Genomic DNA, 23,057 nt, shown 5'->3' with positions numbered 1-23,057 from the left:
CTAGTCGAAGCCAAAACGGAATTTTAGATCAAAACCCGTATCGGCTGGAAGGGCCTTCTGATCATTCGTCTCCCGGCTGGTGGTCTGGTCCAAGCTGCCGGAAACGGAAATGCCTTCATGCAGCACATATTCCAGGGAAACCTTGGTATTCGCCGCATCATCAACCTGCAGGACCGCGCTCAGATTTTCGCCAAGACGAATGGGAAAGTTGATCCGGGTCACCGGACGCTGTCCCTGCTCGGGCAGATACGAATCAAAATAAACCTCGCGAATCACGGTCTGTCCCGACATGTCGAAGAGCTTTTCAATCGGTTCCTCGGCGAAGGCGGCAAAGAAACTGACCAGCTCATTGATCGAAGCGCTTTCGGCGCTTTGCGCGGTGGTTTTGTTGGTCTGATCCGGAATTCGGCCCGTACTGATCAGGATCAGAATATCGAGGTTGGTGATCGGGGAGCCGTCATCACGGTTGGCCGGATCCACACTCAGCTGAATGCGAGGCGTATTGAGGTGGCCATCCACCATGACTTCGACCGTATAAGGGTTCACGGTCGCCTCGCCCACGATATCCAGCCTCGGGTTGGGTGGCGAGATGGGTTCATCAAAGGAAATGACCGCCTGACTGATTTTAAAGGTCCGGCGATAGTTGAAAGTTCCCCGATCGGCAATGATCTGTCCGGTGAGAAGGGGCTGCATCTCCGTGCCCCGCACCCGCATATCGGCGGAAAGAAGCGCTTCCAGACTCTTGTTTTTGATGGTGATGGAACTGTCGGCCACGACCCCGATGTCGAGGTTGACGAACGGTGTCTGTTCCGATCCCACACTCGCGGAGGAGTTGAGTCTGGTTTCATAGAGGGACGCCACGATCTGTTTTCTGAGATCGAAGTTGCCGATCGACTGCAGCCGATCGATCTCCAGATTGCCGCTCAGATTCAAAGGCAGCTTGTGGCCGGTGACGGCAAGTTTGCCACTGAGTGTGAGGTCGGCTGTTTTCAGCACGGGAACGCTCAGGCGATTGAATTCCATGCGATTGAGGTCGATATTCAAACGCGAGGCTTCCGGGCTCGAACCATTGAAATTCAATTGCCCAGAAACGGTCATGCTGCCTTCGCGACCCTTGTTGGCCTTAAATTTATTGACAATCACCCGGTCGTCCTTGATTTCCACGTCCAGAGCGACGCTGGTCAAGGCCGGTCCATAGTCCACAAGACCGATGGAGACAGCCTGCCAGTCCTTGACGTTGAAGGGATCCAGGCGTTTTTCCCGAAGTTTGATCGAAAGGTCCGGCTTGCTGAGCGAGCCACGCAGATAACCATCGATCAGAATTTCACCACGCGCAGTCTCGATCACGTTGCTGAAGTTTTTCAAAAGATCGAGTTTGACCGAACCGTGCACGGACAGGTCCAGCTGATCAGGCAGCCTGTTGTCGCCGGCCTCAAAGCTGAGATCGAAGTATTCGCCTTGCAGACGCAGAGGCTTTTTTTCTGCCAGCGTCCAGCCCTGTGGACTGATTTTCAGTTTGATGGGATCGTCGCTATTGAGTTCGACCGATGAGGTGCGACTGCCGAGGTTGCGGAAGAGTTTCGAACGCACGCGGTTGAGAACCAGCTCACCCTTGGAACCCCAGAAATTGCTGAGTTCCCCCTGCATGGTCCACTCGGCCGTGAGATAGGCGAAGTTGCGCGGATCCTCGGCGAAGAAGGAGCCGATCAGGGCCCGGATATCCATTTGATTGAAATAGAAGTACCAGTCATAGGGCAGCGAGGATTTGCCGAAGTCAATATTGAGGCGACCGACCAGGGCATTGCCCGAGTGTCGGAGTTCCGGGATATGCAGCTTCCAGCCATCGACAAAGCCCGCGAAACTGAAGGAGGAGATGGGAATGCCCCAGACATAGGGCTGCTCCAGACCGCCTTCCACTTTACCCTGCAGATGATCGATCGGCCCTTCCAGCTCCGCTTCCAGTTGAATCTGACCACCGAATTTCTGCTCAGCGAAGAACGTGCCGACGTAGGGAAGACTGGTGAGGTGATTGATCTCCTGTGCCACCTCATTGGTGCGATACGTTTTGAGATTCTGATTGATGGTCTTGATGCTCAGGCGGACCCGATCTGCAGGTCGAATGCCAAGCTGGTGCAGAATATGCTCCGCTGCCGCGTTCCCACCGCGTCTTTGAATGTCGAGTGAGGTCCGGGCTTCCAGCTGATCGAGACGCGCATAGCTCTTGCTCAGCGACCAGTGCTTTTCATCACTGCGGATCGTCCCTGAGGCTTCGCTGATCAGCTCCTCCTCCTTCCAGGTGAGTTCATTCAAACTGAAATCGAGATCGCCCTGCCAGATAAAGGGTTCCAGCAGGGGACCGCTCATGGCCCCGCGCAGGGATGGGAAGCCGATGCGGAAATTTTCCACGCCGAAGGTTTCTTTCAAGCCGGCCGCCAGGAATTCGGGCGGAATTTTTTGAGCGGTGACATTCGCTTTGAAGACATAGGGCGCGCCGATGCCCATCTCAAAGGCATCGACAGCCAGAGCTCCCTGATCGGCGAGGCCCACGTAGAGATCATCGATCTGCAGCAGACTGCGCTCTATATCGAGTTTGTAGGAGGCCTCGAGCTCTCTCATATCAAAGCCCCCGATCACCACATTCTTTCCGCTGGCTCGACCGCCGATCGTCAGGTGATCATAAGGGCCACGGATGCGCGCCTGGACCTTGGCGAAACCCTGAGCCGACAATTTGGTGAAGTGCTCCAGAAGCGGTGTGTCGAGTTTCGGTGTTTCGATCGTAAAGTCCATCCCGCGTTCGGTGGAGAAGAAGAATTTGCCACCCAGATTCACCGGCGAGCCGCCTTCGGTGGGAAGGCTCTGTTCGCGGCCCAGCGATTTCCAGCATTGTCCCTCGCCCTTGCCAATCGAGAGCGCCTCGGCATTGATATGGAGCGCGGTTTGGAACACACAGGTCGGCGCTTCCATATAGCGTTTGGGCAGATCCGCGACAAAGGGCAGGGAGATTTGCGAGAAGCGGGCGGGACCGGTGATATGCATCGCGAAAGGCAGCGCTTCCCCGTAAAGTTTGATTTCCGGTGAATCCAGGAAGGCACTGAAGGCCGTGAAATCATCGATGCCGAGCACAGACATCAGTTCACCAAACGCCAGATTCTTCGGTTCGATATTGAAACGGAAGGGGACTTCCTTGGTGAAACCGATGAAGCCGGAGCCTGCGGCGAGTTCCTGGCTTCCTTTCCTGACATGGGCCTTTTCGAAGGTCATGCCCTGATCGGTGATGTTGAAATCGAGCTGCGAATCGAGGAGTTTAAAACCAAAGAGCTCGGCCGATTGCGATTGCCCCTTGCCATCGAGACGCCAGGAAAGTGCGCGGTCATCCAGCGGAACATGAAGCTGCAATTCCGTGCTGCCAAAGAGCGGGCCTGCGGTTTGATCGATGCCAAGGTAGCGCCCGAGTATGCCGATATCCGCGCGTGTAACCTGATTGTCGATGCGTATGAGCAAACCCTTCAGCTGGCGCGCGTTTTTATCCTGCAATGCTCCGCTGCTTTTTTTCAGTTCGGTTTCATAGACCACGCGCACCTGGCCTTTGGCCTGCAGATCCTCGGATTCCAGGAGAAACTTTTGTGAAAGCAGTTGGTCATTCTCCTGCTGCAGATCGAGCTGAAGGCCGAGATCCCGGACCACATCGGATCCATTCAGGGCGAGATTGCTCCGTTTGAGCTGGACAGCAAGGCTAAAGTCCTCCCAGGTACTGAAGGCGAAGTCCATATTCAGACCTTCGAGGCGCAGGGAAAGAGCATCCGGCGCCTCGGGCTGGCTGCCGGGAATCTTCAGGTTGATCATGGCATTGCCGATGCGCACGTGTTTCAAAGGCAGCGTGACATCCAGAGGCCAGGGGGGAAGCTCGGATTTTTTGTTCCAGTCGGGAAACTGTTCGATGCGAATCAATTCCTCGATCGGCGGCAGAGGCAGGCTGATCCGCGGTTCATTGATTTCAATCGCAAGCATCTCCGTCTGACTCAGAGCCAGGGCGAGTAGCGAGACACGGACCTGCAGATGGGCAATCTGGGTGAGGGTCTCCTCGGTTCCATCCGCCTTCTTTTGCAGGACTTCCACACCATAGATATCAAAACCCGGTGGAATAAATTTGGCGTTGATCGCTTCAAATTTAATGGAAAGATGCGTGTACTGTTCGAGCTTCTCATTGATCGCGTTGCGTATGAGGCCATGCACATACGGATTGTCGATCAGCAAATTGCCGACGTAGGCCAGTGCCACGAGCACACCGACGGCGATTATCAGCTTTTTGAAAGCTTGAAACACAGTTGCTTCGATTATGAGAGCAGCTCAGGAATGGAACCCGGGCTGTTGACGTTATTGGATCCTGGTCATGATCTCAGGACTCTTCCGGATCATGACCTCCGCCTGACTTATAGTAAAGAGAATTCAGGTCGAGCGTTGGCGTCACGGCTCCGCCAGATTTTCCGGTCTGGGGCGTGGGCTTACGGCGTCCTGATGCGGGTTTCGTCGGTTTAGGCAGTTCGGTGCTGGGCTCCTCCGCCAGACCTTTCGACCAGCCAAAGTATTGAACTGCGGCCTGCATTGTTTCTGCAACGATCACCCGCTGATCGCGCAGAAAGGCTTCCATGAGAGCGCCTTCAAGAAGACTCTCAAGCCAGGCAAAGCTGAGTGGTGCCTGCGCCATCAAATAGTTGTGCGCATCCGCTCCAACAACTTTGGCTGGCAATCCTATCTGATCCAGCCGCCAGTTCAAGTAGGGAATGATGTCATTCCGTGAGAGGGCCTGCATGTCGGCAAGGAGCGCCAATCGATGCTGACAGCCTTCTGTCATCTGAATCACCCGACTGAGACGCGGATTGCCGATCAAGATGAAATTCACGTGATTGGCCGCAATCGACTGCACCTGGATCAAAGCCAGAATTTCATCGAGAGCTTCCGGTTCCTTGAGCTTATGCGCGTCATCAATGATGACGGTCAGAATTTTTCCATGCAGACGCGATTGCTGCAGACGTGCCAGCACGGTGCGATTGCTGCTGGTCGCGGGATCGAGGCCGAGATATTGGGCCAGTTTGGGCAGCAGCCAGCCGCTGCCCTGCTCCGTTTGCAAAAGCGAAAAGAAGGCCACATCATGCCGGTCCTGATCCACATTGTGATAAAGCCAGCGGGCGAGCGTGCTCTTGCCATGACCGGGAGGGGCTGTGATGACAAAGAGAGAAGCGGCGCGCTGCAGGGTCAGAAGGAGACGCGAGCAGATGATCTGAGTCGACTCCTGCCAGTAGAGGCGATCGAGGGCGACGGGCTCATTCCATGGCAGGTTTTTCCAGCCCCAGAACGCAAGAAATTTTTTGCTATCCATATCCGCCCCTCAGCTCGCAGCTTGTTTCCATTTGTTTTGAAACTCTTCAATCAAGGGCACCTGATGCATCACCGCTTTCTGAAAGCGATCCTTATGACCTTCGGCATAGAGGCAGCGGGCCAGGAAAGATGAGGCCTGCTTGCGGCAGTAGTCTTCGCGCACGAGAGCTTCCAGGAGGGGAATACAGTCCGTGATCTGATTCAGCATCAAATGGGCTTGAATCTGATCGGCAAACAGCATGCGAGGGTTGCCATGATTCTTTCGGGTCGCCGCGATGATTTTGAGCGCCGTCTCGGGCATGGCGGCCCGCATGTAAAATTCCACGAGGTTGACGATGATTCCGATATTGCGCGGATGTTCCTTGAGCGAGGTGAGCAGGAGTTTTTCCACGGTTTTGAAGTCGGATTGCTTCATGAGAATCTGAGCCATGCAGGGCGTGACCAGGGGCTGCAGGTCCGGATCCTCTTTCAGATTGCCGATCAGTTTGGAAAAGAGCAGATACTGCTTTTCCAAAAAGAGCCGCCGGGCCTGATAAAGTTTGCGCAAACTCCCCTGACTCCAGCGACGAATCAGCCATTCAAAGCTGCCGATAAAAGCGGCCGGGTTGAGCGGAGCTTCCACGATCTCCGGCGCGCCGATGTCCTTGATGAGAGCTGTCTCCAAGCGGTGATCAGGATGGGTGACCACGATCGTGGGCGTGATGATCGCGATCGGTTCCACGATCTGGGCTCGCAAAACGAAGGAGGCCGGCAGATCGGGGGTGTCGTGAATGATCAATACGGAACACTTCCCGCTGGAAATGGCCCGGAATGCATCAAGGATCCTTGGGGTCTTCACGGAAAATTCCCAACTCCGCCGCTCGAGACGCGAGGTCACCTCATCGGAAAACGTGGAAGGGTTTGCCGAAAGCAAAGCGATTTTAGGATTGTCCCAAGATGCTCCCTGCACCTGAACCATGGTGAAACCTGTCTATATTGTGAGAAACGCGCGCTTTCTTCCATTATACCATTGGGCGGGCGAGCTTGTGAGTGTTGACAGAGGGGGGCCAGGCCGCTAAAAGTGTGGACGCATCCGCAAAAAACCCAATTGAGGAAAACATATCATGAAAGTACTGCTAGTTGGCTCAGGCGCTCGCGAGCACGCTCTGGCTTGGAAATTACGTCAATCCAAGCTGGTTGATGACCTCCTCATCTGGCCTGGTTCCGCCACCATGGATGTGTTAGGCGCAAGGTTGCCGATGGGTTTGGACGCTGGAATGGCTGATGTTGCCCGTCTGGCTCGCAATATGGATGTTGATTTTGTGGTCGTCGGTCCCGAGCAGCCCCTGGCGGATGGTTTTGCCGATGCCTGTGCGGAATTGAAGCTACCCTGTTTTGGACCGGTCGCCGCTGCAGCTCAGCTGGAATCCTCCAAGGCCTTTGCCAAGGATGTGATGCAGGCGGCCGGGATTCCGACCGCGGCCTTCGCGGTGGTTCAGGGTGAGGCCGCCTGCCGGAAAAAGGCCGAGGAATATCTCGCCCGGTCGGGTGGGGCTGTCATTAAAGCCAGTGGTCTGGCCTCGGGGAAGGGTGTTTTTGTCTGTCAAAGTCAGTCTGACATAGACGAAGGCCTGAAGCGCCTCTATCAATCCGGAATGGCCAAGGCTGCCGAAACCGTCGTGATAGAAGAGGTTCTGGTCGGACGGGAATGTTCCTTTTTTGTTTTCCTCGGCGCGGGCGAACCCACGGCGCTGGGTTTTGCCGTCGATCACAAGCGTCTCAAGGATGGCGATGAAGGTCCCAACACCGGAGGCATGGGCTGTTACACGCCTGTGCCGTGGCTGCCAGCCGATGCGGGTGATACGGTGATGCAGCGCGTCGTGAGGCCCTTGCTTGCGGAATTGAAGAAGCGCGGCCTGAGTTATACGGGCTGCCTTTATGTGGGCCTCATGTGGAGTGACAAGGGACCAGCCGTGGTCGAGTTCAATGTGCGTCTCGGGGATCCCGAGGCCGAGGTGCTGGCTCTTCACGATCAACGCGACTGGGCCGAGCTGATTGCGGCCAAGGTGGGGCTGATTCCTGATAACAAGGAATTTGAAGCTGCGGCGGCGCAGAATGCAGGCGCCTCGGTATGCGTGGTGCTGGCCTCGCCGTGTTATCCCTATGGTGAAGGCACACCGCAGCGCTTTGAAGTGCCGCGTGAAGTTTTTCAAAACAGCAGTCATGACAATCAGGTGTTTGCCGCAGCTGTCCGTGAGGAACAGGGGCGTCTCATGACCGGTCGCGGTCGCCTTTTGACGTTTGTGTCCCATGGCAAGGATTTCGTGGAAGCCAGGCGTCATGCTTATGCGCATATTAAAAAAATCGCTGCACACTGGCACGGGGTCCAGTATCGTCATGATATCGGCGCCGGCCTCGTCGAGGGATAGGGCTGGTGACACCAACGCCGGTCTCGTGGAGGGTTGGAGCGTGCAAAAAATTTTGATTCTGTTGGCCGCCGCTGCGGATGACAAGTTTACGGCGGAAGGTCAGGCGCTGCTGCGTGACTTCCGCGTGTCCTATCAGTTGCGCGTGGCCGCGGCGCAGGTGGCGCCCGATTACGTCCGTGAGATCGTCACGAATTTTCACAAGGACGGCGGCCGCTTGATTCTTTGTGTGGCTCCAGCGCAGGATCGTCTCGCGTCCCTGGTCTCCTCGCTGGTCGTGCTGCCGGTTCTTCACGTGGTGGCTCAGGAGGGAACCGCGACGCTGGATCAGCTCCCCGGTCCCATTCCCACCTTCGGTCACGGTTTTATCCACGCGGCGCATTTCGCTTTGCAGGTGCTGGCACTCCATGATCCCGAACTTTCGCAAAATCTGCAGCGCCACCGGCATAGTCTGGCGGCACGCATGATCGCAGCCGATCAAAAGCATCAGGTGATCTTCGATGCCTAAAAACAATCACGCGATCTTTGAACACTTTCCCTGGCAGCTGGTGCTCGCAAGCTCGTCGCCCCGACGTCAGGAACTTCTCCGTTATCTCGGCCTCCCCTTCACCACTGAGGTTCCTTCGATTGAAGAAAAGCGGCGCGCGAATGAAAAACCGGACGCTTATGTTCAGCGAAATTCCCGGGAGAAAGCCCAAATTGTTTATCAGAATCTGCCGCATGATCAGCCCTGGGCCGTGATCGGTTCGGATACCATCGGTGTGCTGGACGCTGAGGTCCTCGAAAAACCGCTGGATGCTGAGGATGCGAAACGCATGCTGGCCCGCATGTCGGGACGTCCGCATAAGGTTCTCACCGGCCTCGCCGTGGTTTATGGCCTGGGCCCCACGCCTCGCGTGGAGACGCGTGTGGTTGAAACCGAAGTGTTTTTCAAGAAACTGACCCCGGAGGAAATCGCCTATTATGTGGGAACCGGCGAGCCTTTTGATAAAGCAGGTTCGTATGGAATCCAGGGCATCGGCGGATTTCTGGTGGAACGGATCAGCGGATCCTATTCCAATGTCGTGGGTCTGCCCCTCGTGGAACTGACAGAAATTCTACGCCTTCTGCCGGCACCGATCTGAACTGTCCAAATATTGAACAGTCTGATTTCTTTCTTTCTCCATCATAACAGCAACTTATGTTTATGTCGTTTTGGCAAGCCCCTTGCAACCCAGGGGCTCGTGGAAACTGTTGCTCTTATTCTGGAACGGAAGGACCTCTCTCATGGCAAAGAAAAAAAATAACAATCCGTCGGCCAAGACCGCTCTGCCGGGGGTTCCGCCAACCCCGCGCAAGAAAGCAACACGAAAACCCAGAGCCAAGGCCGCTGCGAATAGTGAGTTGAAGAAAACAATTTTGAGCGCTCCGCGGGCTGTGAAACTGGAAGCTGCCAAGAGCTTCATGCGAACCACAGCTTTTACCCTTCAAAACAAGGTAAGAACCGCCATGACCGACCTGAGCAAGATCGAAGAATCCAGCAAGACTCCCAGTGCGCGTCTCGGTTTGAGCTATAGTTCCTCGGTGCAGCCCACGTCGAGCGACTCGTTTTTTAGCAAGCCTTTTAATCGCTTCAAGATCGCCTTTCTTACCATGCTGCTCGTCGGTGGCATCGCGGGTTCCTTTTATTTTGATCGCGTGATCGAAGGATTTAAAAGCGTCGGTAAGACTGTGGAAAATGTCGCCTCGGACAAGACCTGGGTTGAAGGCATGCTCTCGCAACCGAATGGCGTTCCCGAAAATAATGACAAGGATGGAACGCTCATGCCGCCCCGTATGATGGAAGAAACCGTGATTCCCGTGGTTGAGGAAGCGGAAGCCCCTGTGGCTCCAGCGGATACCACGGATGTGCTGCCGACCGAGCCTATGTCTGCATCCGAGACTCCAGCCGCAGTGCCGGTTCCTACTGAGCCAGCAACCCCAGCGGCCAAAGCTGCAGCTCCGGAAGTCAAGGCCAAGGCTCCGAAAGCGGTCAAGTCTTCGAAAAAGAGCAAGGCCAGCAAAGGCAAGGCCAGCAAGTCCCGTAAAGCCAAAGCCAAGTCGAAAGCCAAGGCCTCGACCCGGTAAAATTTCAGGATCCATCCCCCATTTTTCGTCAAGGCGTTCGCAGGATTGCGAGCGCTTTTTCATTTCAGTGGGCGAAAAGTGTCCTCACCAGGGCCTTTTTCGCAACCCAGAGGCCATACGTTTGTGTATAATGGGGCTCCTTTTGTAGGCGCCCTTGGAGACGTTATGGACCTGACCCTCATGCCTCGATCCCATCGCTGGAAGCATCTCTTGAAGCTGGCCTGGCCATTGATTGTGGCCAATAGTTTCTGGAACCTCCAACTCACGATTGATCGGGTGTTCCTGGGGCAGTATTCCACCGAAGCTCTGGCCGCTGCAATGGCCGTGATGGGCGTATTCTGGACGCCGATGGCTCTTCTGCAGCAGACCGCTGCGTATCTGATGACCTTCGTGGCTCAATACTTCGGGGCGAGGGAAAACAGAATGATCGGCCCTGCCGTCTGGCAATCGATTTATCTCAGCGTCGTGGGAGGTCTTCTTTTTCTTGGGCTGATTCCGACTGCCGATTTTATTTTTACCCTGGTCGGGCATTCGGAACAGGTGAAGGCCCTCGAAATCGAATACTTTCAGGCCATGTGCTACACGGCTCTGCCCACGGCGCTGGTGGCAGCGGCCAGCAGTTTCTTTTCCGGTTTGGGCCACACGCGCGTGGTGATGTGGATCAATGGTGTGGGACTGGTGGCCAATGTTGTTTTTGATTATCTGCTGATTTTCGGGCATTGGGGCTTCCCTCCCCTCGGCGTGGCCGGAGCCGGCTATGCCACCGCCCTGGCCACCTGGTGTTCCGCGATCTATGCACTCTATCTGCTGTTCCAAAGAAAAAATGAAGGGGAGTTTGCCATTCGCTCCCAGTGGATGATCCGCTGGGATCTGATGAAGCGTTACCTGCGCTTCGGCCTGCCGAGTGGTTTGCAGTGGGCCTTGGAAGGGCTGGCGTTTACCGTGTTTTTGATTGTGGTGGGACGCATGACCCAAGGTGATGCGGCACTGGCTGCGAGCGGGATCGCGGTCACCGTGATGATGCTGGCCGTGCTGCCACCCATGGGGCTGGCTCAGGCTGTGTCGATTCAGTTGGGGCAGCATCTGGGTGAGAAACGGCCGGATCTGGCCGAAACCTATACCTGGAGTGGTTTACAGCTGGCTTTCATGTATATCGTTCTGGTGGGCACGACGTTTCTTGCGTTCCCGCAATTTTATCTGAGTTGGTTTCATAACTCCAATCAGGCAGCCCTGTGGAATGAAGTTAGTATCATTGTCCCCTATATTCTGATGTTCGTGTCCCTTTTCATCTGTTTTGACAGCATGAATCTGATTTTTTCGTTTGCGCTGAAGGGCGCGGGCGATACCCGCTTCGTGACGCTCGTGGCTCTGACGGTGCCCTGGCCTCTTATGGTGCTGCCGACCTGGATCGTCAAGGATTGGGATGGAGCTGTTTATTGGGCCTGGGCGGCCGCCAGCTTTTTTATCATTTTCCAATCCTTCATTTTCCTGGCGCGTTTCCGCGGCGGTCAATGGAAGTCCATGAGTGTTATTCACGACTAGGGGACGTCCCACGGAGTCGTGACCGTGATCTCGATCTGATCCGCCGCGAAGATATCGTGGTTGTGTTTCCACTTGATGTGAATGATCGTATTGCCAAACACAAGCTGCGCTTCCCCATGCGTGCAAAGTCGCATGATCAGCCGGCGGATAAGCTCCTCGTCGATCTTGATCGGAACCTTCAGGATGGCCTGAATCTCTTGAGTAATTTCGTCGATCAATCCGCCAATTCCCGTGCCTCCCGACATACCGCCGTTCACGTTCTGGGCCGTGACGGGACCGGAAATCATCAACGCGCACAAGATCGCCCACACATATCGCATTCTATACCTCATCATTCCGGGACATCACCTTGGTTGCTACGTAACTGGCTGCGATCATGATATCCCCTTCATGGGAGCGGGCGATCTGATCACATTCCATGTAGCAATCGAGGATTTTGTTTTTGATTAGTTCAAAGCTCTCGTTATTGACATTGTAAACCATATAACGCCGGACGGTCTGATCATTGGGCGGCAGCTCGGCAATATACTTGGCGGCCTCACTGCCCACGCGCTTGCTCTCGACATACAGCACGCTTTGGTTAATATTCACCCGGTAAACGCCTGGGGTTTTTTCCACCAGCACGCCTTCCTCGATCATCATTTCAAATTCCGCGATTCCAAAGGAGCCGAGCAGGGATTCGACCCGGCCTTTGGTGGCGCCGATGGTCAAACCCAAAGCCATAATCCAAAAGCTCTCTCGTCCGATGAGGCGGGCCATGATGTCCTGACCAGCCAGTGAGGATTTATCCGTCACACGTTTGTAGAAGGCCTTGATGGATTCGTTCTCTTCGAAATATTGCACGGTCTCGTCCAGAGTGGAGACGAGATTAAGAATAGCCATGGCATTTTCAACGGACGGCACCGATTCCCTCTGGAGGATGCGTCGCAGCGTTGGATACGGCACTCCAGAAAGACGCGTGAGAAGTTGAATTGTCCGGCGCGAACTGCTGGAAAGCCATCGTTCGATGTAGTCGACCAAAAGATCCGCTTTAGACATGATTCCCACCATTATTTTTGCGAGCTGCCTTCCGTAGTGCATCGTAAAAACGCCATGGGGAAAGGCCGGAGCAGAAATTCATCTCATTTGGTATCCAGAGAACTTACCTGATAGATAAAACGAAGGGAAGTTGAAGTCTTCTTATTCCGTACCAATTCTCATCAGAAAAAACATGCGATCTTAAAAAAAGATTATCCCCACCTTTCCAAAAACTTTTTTGTTCTGAACGCTCCGTCATATATACTTTCATCATAGTTCAATTAGATTATAATCCAAGGGGGAAGAACGTGGGTCTCAAACTCGGTATGATCGTTATTGTCTCGATCCTGAGTGGAGCGGCATCGGCTGCCCATGTCATAACCTTGAACAGGGATGCCTATTCTCTCACGTATGACTGCGATCTGCGGAGTGCCTTGCGTTATGAATACACCTTGAACAAAGACAAAGGTTCCGCATCAAGGCCTGGTTCGTTCTTTCTGGATCCTGATCTGCCATCCGGCTGCAAGAGGCAGTTCAGCACGCAAGCCTATGCCGCTGTCGAACCGGGCTGGGATCGCGGCCACCTCGTGACCTCCAATCACATGGACATCAATGCCACAGCGATGAAGCAGGCGAATTACATGAGCAACGTCGCACCGCAGGCGTCACGCTTCAACCAGGGCATCTGGGTCGAGGCGGAGAATGTTGCCGAATGCTATCGCGATCTCGCGCCGGTGCAGGTTGTGGGTGGTCTGGTTTACGAGGATGACTCCAATGATTATTTTTTGGAGTCCCATGGCATACCCACGCCGGAATATTTTTGGAAAGTGATTCTGACCCAGGATGCCAAATCCGGAGCCGCGAAGGCCATTGCCTGGCTCATTCCCAATGATGAGGATGTCGGGGATCTGGATGATTATATTCTGAGCATCCGGGAGCTGGAGGAGACGGTGGGCGCCGCCGCGGTGAGCATCCAGGCCAGCGCTGCTGTCAAGGCGATGAAACCAACGCGCACCTGGAGTCTGCCGGGAAACTGCAATCCCGGTTAACGTGTTTCGACATTTTTCTTGCCGACCCGGGTTTTGCCAACCCGGTTTTCGATTTCCGCGTGAAGTTCGGGGCGACCGCCCAGGGCAAAGACGAGTTCCGCGGCGACGAAGAGTGGGCCGATGATCAATCCCATCACATCATCGACGAAGGCCGGCTTTTTCCCCTCCCAGATATGACCGATCGTTTGAAAGATCCAGCCGACTACAAAAAGCGAAATGCCCCAGGTCAGCCAGGTCGTGGTTGAGCCCATGGCGAGGGGTGCAGACAGTTTCATCATGCCGACGAGTATAATGACCATGAAAAGGCCGAGCGGGATATCGAGCCGCAGGTAGTAAAGACCGACGACGATCGAAGCGAGGAGAGCCGGAGTCACAGGAATCACGGTATCCGTCATCCATAGGGGGCGTGACAGGAGCAGCACGATCGAGAAGAGGATCATGGGAATGCCGATCAAATGCGTACCGATGTTGCGGCGGTCCCGATGATACGAGGCATAGGTGGCGAGTTGATCTGTCAAGCTTTTCATGATTTCAAACCCCCATGGTGTTCTCCGGACTCAGGCACCGCGCGCCGTCAGCCGGGATCTCGCTGAAGAATTGTGTGACACGTATCTCTGCTTCGCTCATAACATTCCCTCTCAGGACGGACCATTGAAAATTTTCGTGAAAAAACAGTTGCATTTCATTCGTTAGCCGAGCAGTTTGGGCGCGGTGCTGGAGTCGGCACGTCGCGCACCGGACGAAGCGCGCGCATGAGTCAGTGCGGCGCGGACGGCAACCCCGGAAAGGACATCGATTTGAATCAACATCCCCTCGCGATCGGGCTTTATCTTCACATCCCTTTCTGCAGTCGCATCTGCCACTACTGCGACTTTGTGAAGACCGCGCGCTTTGCAGCGGATGACCCGGCTTCCTATCTTCGCATGGCCCAATCCTATGCAGAAGCCTGGGTAGAAGCCCTGCAGCGTGAATATCCGGCCGGGCTTGAGTTCCGGACGCTGTTTTTTGGCGGCGGAACGCCTTCCCTGCTCGATGCCGCCTATCGTCCCTTTATGGAAAGCCTCAGACCTTGGCTGCGGCCGGATGCCGAGATCACATTGGAGGCCAATCCGGAACATCTGACCCCCGAACGCCTGGATATTTGGGCCGGGCTTGGCATCAATCGCCTGTCCCTCGGCGTGCAATCGTTTCAGGCCCGGGGTTTGAAATTTCTGACCCGCGAGCACAGCCCCGACAAAGCCCGCGAGGCCGTGCGGATGGCCCGTGCGGTGCTGTCCAACGTGAATATTGATCTGATTTACGGCTGGGAAGGTCAGGATCTTGCGGACTGGGAGGCCGATTTGGATGAGGCCACAGCGCTGGACATTCAGCATCTGAGCCTTTATACCCTCACCTACGAAGGACGCACGCCCATGGCCCGACGCCATCGGCGCGGAGTTTTGGAAGCACTGCCCGATGAACGGCTGGAAGCCATGTATCTTATGGCATGTCAGAAGCTTCGCGCGCAGGGCTTTGCCCATGAAGAGGTTTCCAATTGGCACCAACCGGGCTTTGCCAGCGTTCATAATAGTATTTACTGGCACGCGGGCAGCTATCTGGGACTGGGAAACGGCGCTCATAGTTTTCTGAATGAGTATGGCAGTCCATGGGGAACCCGCTGGGCTCAGGACGCCAACCTTCGCTGGCTTCAGGAAGGCCAGGGACATTTACCGGCTGCGCCCACTGTGGGCGGCCTGTTGAATATGCCAGGTGTGCAGGTGGAAATCGAACGGGACGCACCCGAGTGGCTTCTGGAAACGGTTTCCTCGGGTTTGCGCACAGATAAAGGTATCAATATTAATGCAATATGCGTGAAAACTGGATATGATTTCCGGCCGAGACCCTCGCTTGAACACGCCCTCCGCCAAGGTTTGATGCAAATCGATGCGGATGGGATCCTGACTCTCAGGGAAGAGGAATGGTATCGGGAAACCGGTTGGGCACTCGAGGTGTCGCTCTCCTTTGTTGCCCCTTAAGCCTATAATATGGGTGAGCAAATAAAAGCTGGCAAAGACCGGTTCTCCGGCTGTCGATAGTGAACAGGGCCGCCCGGCGATCGCGGCCATCAGAACATTGAAGGAGTAGTCATGGAGCCAATGAAAAAACTGCAGGAGATGCGCCGCGAAACGGGTGAAAAACAGACTCGCGGTCTGGATGATCAGACCATCGAAGCGTTTCTGCGCTCGGACCCACGTCTGGTGGAAGCTGTTGAGGGAGCCTACACCGAATTTCGAAAACTGAAGGAGGAATTCGGGGCGAAACTGCAGATGAAAGAAGCGGAGTTGATTGGCTACATCCAAAGCGATTTCGTGAACTTTTATGAATCTGACGCCGTGAATCCCTATATCGCGCTGTATGCAGCCGGTCCCTGGCTCATCACCACGCACGGCGCGGTGCTGCATGATTCCGGCGGCTACGGCATGCTCGGTTTTGGACAGTCGCCCCAAAAAATTCTGGAAGCCATGAGCCGGCACCACGTGATGGCCAACATCATGACTCCGAACTTCAGCCAGAAGCGTCTGACCGAAAGACTCAATCGCGAGATCGGCCACAGCCGGACCGATAAAAAGCCGGTCTATGCCCGTTACCTCTGTTTGAACAGTGGTTCGGAATCGGTGACCGTCGCCGCGCGTCTTGCCGATTTGAACGCCAAAAACCTCACCGATCCGGGCGCGCGATATGCGGGCCGCAAGATCTATATGCTGTCGATGAAAGGCAGCTTCCACGGTCGAACCGAGCGTCCCGCACTGGCTTCCGACTCGTCGGCGAAGAACTATCAAAAGCTGGCCTCCTTCCGTGAGCAAAGACTCATGACGGTGGAGCCGAACAATATCGATCAGCTGCGCGCTGCGTTCGCGGATGCCGATAAAAAAGGCATCTTCATTGAAATGATGCTGCTGGAACCCGTCATGGGCGAAGGCAACCCAGGGGTTGGCGTCACTCGCGCGTTTTATGACGAGGCCCGTCGACTGACCCGTGAGCATGGAGCCCTCTTCCTGATCGATTCCATTCAGGCTGGTCTGCGCGCGCAGGGAACGCTGAGTATCTGCGATTATCCCGGATTTGAAACCTGCGAAGCGCCGGATATGGAAGCCTATTCGAAGGCGGTGAACGCGGGTCAGTTTCCCCTGTCGATCCTGGCTTTGAATGGTCAGGCCGCTGATCTTTATCAGCGTGGCCTTTACGGCAATACCATGACCACCAACCCGCGGGCTCTTGATGTGGCCTGTGCGGTGCTGGATTCCGTGACGCCTGAACTGCGGAAAAATATCCGTGAGCGCGGCAAGGAATTCCTGGATCGCTTCAATCAGCTGCGTGAGGAGTTCCCGAGCGTGGTCACCGGCGCGACCGGAACCGGTCTGCTCTGCGCTCTGCACCTGAATCCCGAAGGCTATAAGGTCGTCGGCAAACACGGTGTCGAAATCTGGCTGCGGGAGCAGGGTATCGGCGTCATCCATGGGGGTAAGAATGCTCTGCGGTTCACCCCTCACTTCCTGGTGAACTCGGCGGAAGTCGACCTTGTGATTGCGAAGATTCGCGAAGCGCTCAAGCGCGGACCGGTCTACGACTGAGGCCAGACAGGCCTTCCTTCACGTAAGGAAGGCCTTTAAGTTTCGATCCTGCCAGCCACTTTTCCTTTTTTCAAAGCACCGTTCTCCGCCAACCGATAAGAGATCAGCCTCAAGGAGAACGAACCTTGCGAACGCTTGACTTCTTTCTCTGCATCATGATAGTCGCCTGTAGCCCCAACCCAGGTGGTGGTCCCGGCGTTCCTGAGGAATGCTCCCAGGTGAGCTGCCCAACCTTTCAGGGCAGCAACGATCAAGCGCCCCTCCTGCATCTGGAACGCAATCATACCAATGCGACAGATATTCCCGTGAGCTGGAATGAAGTGCCGGGTGTCAGTGAATTCCAACTCGATCTGGCGAGCGATGTCGCGTGTCAGACGGTAAAAAAATCATTCGCAGCCAACGGTTTGGAGACCCACCTCATCGACCTTGAGGAAGGCGTCTGGTATCTCTGCCTCAAGACCAGGCAGGGGATGCACCTCGGCAGCGGCGGCCAGCTTCTGGTGGTCGATCGGCAGAGCCCAAAAATTGAAGGCGCAACCGAACAAACTCTGGTTTCCGGTCACCCGGCGACACTCACGGTTCAGGATCTGAGTGAAACGACCTGCCGCTGGACGACGTCCCATGCGCAGCTGACGATCAAGGAACCGAATCGTTTGCTCAGCCCCTTTGCTATTGAAGCCTCAGGCATTTATCCCGCGACTCTGAAGTGCGAGGACCTGGCAGGAAACAGCAGCACGCTGGCCCTGACTTTGAGCATCCAGACCGCTGACGCCTCGCTGGGCCCGGCTCCTCTGGATGTCACCGGGCTGGTGGCGACCCCTGCGATCAACGCCATCAATCTATCCTGGATGAACAGCGGTGGAGCGTCCGCGTTTTTGGTGCTGGCGTCCAGCGCGCCCATTACCGCGACGCCGGTGAGTGGCGTGTCTTATGCGGTCGGTTCCGTTCTGGATGGCGCGACCGTGAAGTCTGTGGGCAACGCCACGAGCTTTGCAGATACGGGTCTTTCCGGTAATACCAAACTCTATTACAAGGTTTTTGCCGCTTCTGCGACCTGGAATTATGCTCCCGGGGTCACGATAGAGGCGGCAGCTCTCAGCAATATGGTCTTGAAAGCAACGCTGACTCGCAACGGAATTCTGGCTTATGGTGAGGTAGTCGGCGCTCGCACGTCCGGCAATTATTCTTATATTTGCCGTGGCGAGTCCGGGCTCGTCATTGCCGACGTCAGCAATCCGGCCGCCCCGATGCAGGTGACGACGGTGTCCATGGGGAACAGCTCAAGCTCAGGCTGGTGCGCGGATGTGAGAATCGCTGGCAATCATGCTTACGTTGCCAACTGGGACAAGGGCCTGGTCATCATTGATATCAGCAATCCCGCGGCACCCGTGGTGCGAGGTTCCCTGGCCCTGACCAACGCCTCCGCCGTGCATGTGGACGGCAGCATTGCCTATGTGGCTGTGAGAAACAACGCCACGGGCGGTGGGCTGGCGATTGTGAATGTGGCGAGTCCCACAGCTCCCTCCCTCATCAGTTACACGGCCAGCAACGGTCACGGGACCGGCATCCACAAGACGGGAAATTATGTTTTTCTCACCCACCGGGACTCCGGCAGCTTCCGCGGGCTCAAGGTTTATGATGTGAGCGATCCGGCCTCGCCGTCTCTCGTGCAGACGCTCGAGCGGGCGTCCATGGAGAGCATCGACATTCGTGATAACCATGCCTACATCACCATCGGCAATGGCGGAATTGAAATCCTCGATGTGACAACACCCGCGAACCCCATCAGCCGCTCCACCATTGCCACGACGAATAACGGGTTCGTCCTGGGGGTCAGTGTGCTTGATAATTATGCTGTGGTCACCGACTATACCTTTGATGAGTTGTATGTGATCGATGTCAGCGACAAGACCGCGCCCAGCCTGGTGCGTTCGTATGGGGCCAATAATCCCCCACTCCATGTGCATGTCCAGGGCCGTTACGCCTATCTCACGGTGGAGGCGCGCGGCCTGGAGATCATCGAGCTGTTTCAGGTCCCATGACGCTGGGAATCAGGATCCGCTCTTGGATTCGCTATCTTCGGCATTCAAGGCGGTGTAGATATTCATCGCCACCTTTTCACTCACACCTTTGACATGCAGAAGCCGTTCGAGACTGCTCGACCTGAGTGCCTCGAGGCTGCCGAATTCCTGCAAAAGCCTGGTTTTTAAGGTCGGTCCGACGCCAGCGATATCATCCAGCACCGAGGCATGGGAAATCTTCTGCCGCTTTTTGCGGTGATAGGTAATGGCGAAACGGTGCGCTTCATCCCGAATGCGGGTGACGAGGCGAAAGACAGGGGTGCCCTCCTCCAGCTCGATCGGATCCTCGCGATCCGGCAGCACGAGGCGTTCCTTGGAATAACGTACAGCCGCCGAATCATCCCGCAGGCCCTTGTCGATCCGAGCCTTGGCCAGACCCACCAGCGGCAGGCCGAGCTGTGGAAAACGCTCGAGCACGTCCATGGCGGCCCGCACCTGGGGCTTGCCGCCGTCGATGATCATCAGATCGGGCAGATCATCATCCCGGATGCCGCGTTCGAGGCGGCGTTCCATCACCTCGCGGATGCTGGCAAAGTCGTCCGGTGCGCCCACCACGGTTTTGATTTCGTAGCGGCGGTAAAAGTTTTTCGCCGCCTTGCCGTCGATAAAGCAGACGTCCGAGGCCACGATCGCGGTGCCCTGGAGGTTGGAGATATCGATGCATTCGATGCGCCGCGGGGTGTTTTTCAAGTCCAGCGTTTCCTGCAGAAGCTGCAGGGCCACCTGACTCTGATCGTTGAGATAGCTGCTCTGTTCCCATTGATGCCGGGCGTTCTTTTCCGTCAGTTCGAGGATATCGAGCTCCTCCTTGCTGCGGGCCTTGCGGATTTCCGTTTTCGTATCCTGATTTTGGGTGATTACACTGGCCAGCCCGTCGCTGATGCCATCGGTCTCGCGCAGCAGAATCAAGGTTGGGACCAGACGGTTGCTGTAGTACTGCAGAATAAAGGATTCCAGCGCTTCCTGCAGGCTGCTGACAGAATCCTTGGTGATAAAGGAATCGCCGCCGAGCAGCGCCCGATTGCGGACGGTGCTGACCTGAAAGGAAAGAAAGCCCGGAGCTTCCACCAGCCCGAGGATGTCGGCATCCACGGTCTGATCGAGGATGGCCACCTGGGTCTGCGTGATGCTTTCAATCGCCTGGATCTGATCGCGGAACTGAGCCGCCTGCTCATATTTCTCGGCGACTGCGGCCTGCCGCATTTTTTTCTCGAGGTCCTTCTTCAAATCCCCGACGTTGCCTTCGAGCAGCGAAACCGCGCCGCGCATTATACTAATATAATGATCGCGCTCCACCGGCCTTGTGCACGGACCCAGGCAGAGCTTCATATGATAGTAATTGCAGGGACGGGGCGCCGCCTTTAACTCGTGCGGCGAGCAGCGGATCAGGGGAAAGATGCGATAGACCTGTTTCAGCAGCATCGACAGTCGCGATGAACTGCCGAAAGGGCCGATATAGTGCGCGCCATCCTCCTTGCGCCGCCGTACCTTTTCGAGGCGCGGCCAGGGATCATCGAAATGCACGCGGATATAGGGATATTCCTTGTCATCCCGCAAAAGAATATTGTAACGCGGGGCGTGGTGCCGGATCAGAGTGCGTTCCAGAAGGAGCGCCTCGACCTCGGTCTTGGTCAGCATGAGATCAAGATCGGCGATCTCGCTGACCAGAGCCCGCGTTTTATGAGTGTGCTGGCCGCCGCTTTGGAAGTAACTGGAAACCCGGTTCTTCAGATTCTTGGCTTTGCCGACGTAGATGATGGTCCCTTTCTGGTCCTTCATCAGGTAAACACCGGAATCCTGCGGCAGCTGCTTCAGCTTTTCTGCCAATTGAGTCATGTATCGGAACCACCCGCTTCATCCATGTAAACGAGGAGCGTATCCTTGAGAGCCGCGATCGTGTCGCGAATTTCAGCAGCCTTTTCGAATTCCAATTCGGCGGCCGCCTTCTGCATCTCTTTCTGTTTACGTTGTATCAGTTTTTCCAGCTCGCGAACCGACTTCACATTGTGCTCGCTGAGCAGTTTATCGGCCGCCACCTGCGGACGATGATGGTCATCGGTGCTCAGGCCATAGATTTCCCGCAGACTCTGCTGCATTTCCTTCTGGATGGTCTGAGGCGTGATGCCGTGTTTCTGGTTGTAGTCCATCTGAATGCGCCGCCGGCGATCCGTTTCGTCGATGCACTCGCGCATCGCCTGGGTGACGTGATCAGCAAAGAAGAGCACCCGGCCGTTGACGTTCCGCGCCGCCCGACCCACGGTCTGGATCAGCGAGGAACGTGAGCGCAGGAAGCCTTCCTTGTCGGCATCCATGATCGCCACAAGCTGCACTTCGGGAAGGTCGAGACCCTCGCGCAGGAGGTTGATCCCAATCAGGACATCAATGCTGCCCTTGCGCAGATCGCGGAGGATTTCACTGCGCTCGAGACTCTCGATATCCGAGTGCAGGTACTTCACCTTGATACCAAGATCACGGTAATAGGAGGTTAAGTCCTCGGCCATGCGCTTGGTCAGGGTGGTGATCAAGGTTCGACCACCGGCCTGGATGGTCTTTTTGATTTCAGTCATCAGGTCATCGACCTGATTGGTGATCGGCCGGATTTCAATCTTCGGATCGATGAGTCCGGTCGGACGAATAATCTGCTCGGAATATTTGCCCCCGGTCTGCTCCAGCTCATAGCGGCCTGGAGTGGCGGAAACGTGAATAATCCTGTCGGTCCGCTCCAGGAATTCCTCAAATTTCAGCGGCCTGTTATCCAGGGCGGACGGCAGACGGAAGCCGTAGTTCACCAGATTTTCCTTGCGGGCCCGGTCGCCGCGATACATGGCGCCGATCTGGGGAACCGTGATGTGGCTTTCGTCGATGATCGTGAGAAACTCTTTCGGGAAATAATCCAGAAGCGTCGGTGGCGGTTGCCCCGGTGCCGATCCGGTCAGATAGCGGGAATAGTTTTCAATACCGGGACAGAAGCCCAGCTCCTCGAGCAGCTCCACGTCATGCATGGTGCGCTGTTCGAGTCTTTGGTATTCGACAAGCTTGTTCTCGTCCTTGAGTTCCCGCAGGCGCACGCCAAGATCGTGAAGGATTTCCCTGACGATGATCCGCATGTCATCGCGCTCGGTGACATAATGCGAGTTGGGATAGATGGCCAGCGACTCGTGGCTTTTGACCTTTTTTCCCGTCAGCACATCGAAAACCGAAATGGCCTCGATCTCATCGCCGAAGAATTCCACACGCACACCCTGGTCTTTTTGATGAGACGGAAGGATGTCCACGACATCCCCGCGGACCCGAAAGGTTCCCCGCTGCAGGGCTGTGTCATTGCGTGTGTATTGGATATCAATCAGACTTCGCAAAAAAGTATTACGAGCCAGCTCGTCACCCTTTTTGATCTTCACGACGAGGTTCGCATAACTGGCCGGTGAGCCGAGACCGTAGATGCAGCTGACGCTTGCCACAATAATGACATCCTTGCGCTCGAAGAGCGATTGCGTGGCTGCGTGGCGCATCTTGTCGATGTCGTCGTTGATCAGCGCGTCTTTAGCTATATAGGTATCGCTGCCCGGGATGTAAGCCTCGGGCTGATAGTAGTCATAGTAACTGATGAAAAAGCCGACCGCATTGTTCGGAAAGAGGTCGCGGAATTCAGTAAAAAGTTGAGCCGCCAGGGTTTTATTCGGCGCCATGACCAGGGTGGGTAACCCGGTGCGCGCAATAATATTCGCCATCGTAAAGGTTTTTCCCGACCCGGTAACACCGAGCAGGACGTTGTGCTTCTGACGTTGACGAATGGATTCTGTAATGGCGGCGATGGCAGTCGGCTGGTCGCCCTTGGGGACGAGGCCCTCAGTCAATTGGAAGTCCATGCGC

General features: G+C 55.6%; 17 protein-coding genes. 9 read left to right on the top strand and 8 right to left on the bottom strand.

Annotation, left to right across the window (positions count from 1 at the left end; genetic code table 11):
- The 3 genes from OLTU_RS26780 to OLTU_RS26770 all read right to left on the bottom strand — a co-directional run bounded on the left by OLTU_RS26780 (nucleotide 1) and on the right by OLTU_RS26770 (nucleotide 6,214).
- Nucleotides 1-4,323 carry a translocation/assembly module TamB domain-containing protein gene (locus tag OLTU_RS26780; protein ID WP_141735796.1) on the bottom strand — a complete coding sequence of 1,441 codons (4,323 nt, stop codon included), beginning with the start codon at nucleotides 4,321-4,323 and terminating at the stop codon, nucleotides 1-3.
- Nucleotides 4,324-4,396: 73 nt separating this feature from the next.
- Complete coding sequence (locus OLTU_RS26775; protein ID WP_141735795.1) at nucleotides 4,397-5,377, bottom strand: ATP-binding protein; 981 nt, start codon at nucleotides 5,375-5,377, stop codon at nucleotides 4,397-4,399.
- 9 nt (nucleotides 5,378-5,386) lie between these two features.
- The gene (locus OLTU_RS26770; RefSeq protein ID WP_141735794.1) at nucleotides 5,387-6,214 is read right to left on the bottom strand and encodes a tetratricopeptide repeat protein; all 828 of its coding nucleotides are present in this window, start codon (nucleotides 6,212-6,214) and stop codon (nucleotides 5,387-5,389) included.
- A 265-nt stretch (nucleotides 6,215-6,479) separates the two neighbouring features.
- Here OLTU_RS26770 and purD point away from each other — a divergent pair, with 265 nt between their 5' ends.
- From purD to OLTU_RS26745, 5 genes are all read left to right on the top strand, one after another.
- Nucleotides 6,480-7,784 carry a phosphoribosylamine--glycine ligase gene (gene purD, locus OLTU_RS26765; protein WP_141735793.1) on the top strand — a complete coding sequence of 435 codons (1,305 nt, stop codon included), beginning with the start codon at nucleotides 6,480-6,482 and terminating at the stop codon, nucleotides 7,782-7,784.
- 40 nt (nucleotides 7,785-7,824) lie between these two features.
- A complete protein-coding gene (locus OLTU_RS26760) occupies nucleotides 7,825-8,289 on the top strand; it encodes an AIR carboxylase family protein (protein ID WP_176736997.1) in 465 nt (154 codons plus the stop codon).
- Complete coding sequence (locus OLTU_RS26755; RefSeq protein ID WP_141735791.1) at nucleotides 8,282-8,905, top strand: Maf family protein; 624 nt, start codon at nucleotides 8,282-8,284, stop codon at nucleotides 8,903-8,905. The genes OLTU_RS26760 and OLTU_RS26755 overlap by 8 nt, the downstream gene beginning before the upstream one ends.
- 142 nt (nucleotides 8,906-9,047) lie before the next feature.
- On the top strand, nucleotides 9,048-9,887 hold the full coding sequence (locus OLTU_RS26750) for a hypothetical protein (protein WP_141735790.1): 840 nt from the start codon (nucleotides 9,048-9,050) through the stop codon (nucleotides 9,885-9,887).
- 165 nt (nucleotides 9,888-10,052) lie between these two features.
- The gene (locus tag OLTU_RS26745) at nucleotides 10,053-11,429 is read left to right on the top strand and encodes an MATE family efflux transporter (RefSeq protein ID WP_141735789.1); all 1,377 of its coding nucleotides are present in this window, start codon (nucleotides 10,053-10,055) and stop codon (nucleotides 11,427-11,429) included.
- Here the strand turns inward: OLTU_RS26745 and OLTU_RS26740 are convergent.
- Complete coding sequence (locus OLTU_RS26740) at nucleotides 11,426-11,749, bottom strand: hypothetical protein (protein WP_141735788.1); 324 nt, start codon at nucleotides 11,747-11,749, stop codon at nucleotides 11,426-11,428. The two genes, OLTU_RS26745 and OLTU_RS26740, sit on opposite strands and share 4 nt — an antisense overlap.
- 1 nt (nucleotide 11,750) lies before the next feature.
- The gene (locus tag OLTU_RS26735) at nucleotides 11,751-12,467 is read right to left on the bottom strand and encodes a hypothetical protein (protein ID WP_141735787.1); all 717 of its coding nucleotides are present in this window, start codon (nucleotides 12,465-12,467) and stop codon (nucleotides 11,751-11,753) included.
- A gap of 287 nt (nucleotides 12,468-12,754) precedes the next feature.
- Between OLTU_RS26735 and OLTU_RS26730 the strand changes: the two genes are divergently transcribed.
- Entirely contained in the window at nucleotides 12,755-13,495 is a 741-nt protein-coding gene (locus OLTU_RS26730; RefSeq protein WP_218110285.1) for a DNA/RNA non-specific endonuclease, read from the top strand.
- Here the strand turns inward: OLTU_RS26730 and OLTU_RS26725 are convergent.
- Entirely contained in the window at nucleotides 13,492-14,022 is a 531-nt protein-coding gene (locus OLTU_RS26725; protein WP_141735786.1) for an Mpo1 family 2-hydroxy fatty acid dioxygenase, read from the bottom strand. The genes OLTU_RS26730 and OLTU_RS26725 overlap by 4 nt on opposite strands.
- A gap of 270 nt (nucleotides 14,023-14,292) precedes the next feature.
- Here OLTU_RS26725 and OLTU_RS26720 point away from each other — a divergent pair, with 270 nt between their 5' ends.
- The 3 genes from OLTU_RS26720 to OLTU_RS26710 all read left to right on the top strand — a co-directional run bounded on the left by OLTU_RS26720 (nucleotide 14,293) and on the right by OLTU_RS26710 (nucleotide 19,148).
- Nucleotides 14,293-15,510 carry a coproporphyrinogen-III oxidase family protein gene (locus OLTU_RS26720; RefSeq protein ID WP_218110284.1) on the top strand — a complete coding sequence of 406 codons (1,218 nt, stop codon included), beginning with the start codon at nucleotides 14,293-14,295 and terminating at the stop codon, nucleotides 15,508-15,510.
- Between the two features lie 111 nt (nucleotides 15,511-15,621).
- Nucleotides 15,622-17,106 carry an aminotransferase class III-fold pyridoxal phosphate-dependent enzyme gene (locus OLTU_RS26715; RefSeq protein WP_141735784.1) on the top strand — a complete coding sequence of 495 codons (1,485 nt, stop codon included), beginning with the start codon at nucleotides 15,622-15,624 and terminating at the stop codon, nucleotides 17,104-17,106.
- Between the two features lie 125 nt (nucleotides 17,107-17,231).
- The gene (locus OLTU_RS26710; RefSeq protein ID WP_141735783.1) at nucleotides 17,232-19,148 is read left to right on the top strand and encodes an LVIVD repeat-containing protein; all 1,917 of its coding nucleotides are present in this window, start codon (nucleotides 17,232-17,234) and stop codon (nucleotides 19,146-19,148) included.
- A 9-nt stretch (nucleotides 19,149-19,157) separates the two neighbouring features.
- Here the strand turns inward: OLTU_RS26710 and uvrC are convergent, their stop codons facing one another.
- Nucleotides 19,158-21,023: an excinuclease ABC subunit UvrC gene (uvrC, locus tag OLTU_RS26705; RefSeq protein ID WP_141735782.1), complete on the bottom strand. Its 1,866-nt coding sequence runs from the start codon at nucleotides 21,021-21,023 to the stop codon at nucleotides 19,158-19,160.
- The gene (gene uvrB / locus OLTU_RS26700) at nucleotides 21,020-23,053 is read right to left on the bottom strand and encodes an excinuclease ABC subunit UvrB (protein WP_141736877.1); all 2,034 of its coding nucleotides are present in this window, start codon (nucleotides 23,051-23,053) and stop codon (nucleotides 21,020-21,022) included. The genes uvrC and uvrB overlap by 4 nt, the downstream gene beginning before the upstream one ends.
- Nucleotides 23,054-23,057 lie beyond the last annotated feature (4 nt).

Origin of the sequence: Oligoflexus tunisiensis, assembly GCF_001748245.1 — a bacterium.
Lineage (GTDB): Bacteria > Bdellovibrionota_B > Oligoflexia > Oligoflexales > Oligoflexaceae > Oligoflexus > Oligoflexus tunisiensis.
This window is presented reverse-complemented; position numbering and strand designations above follow the sequence as displayed.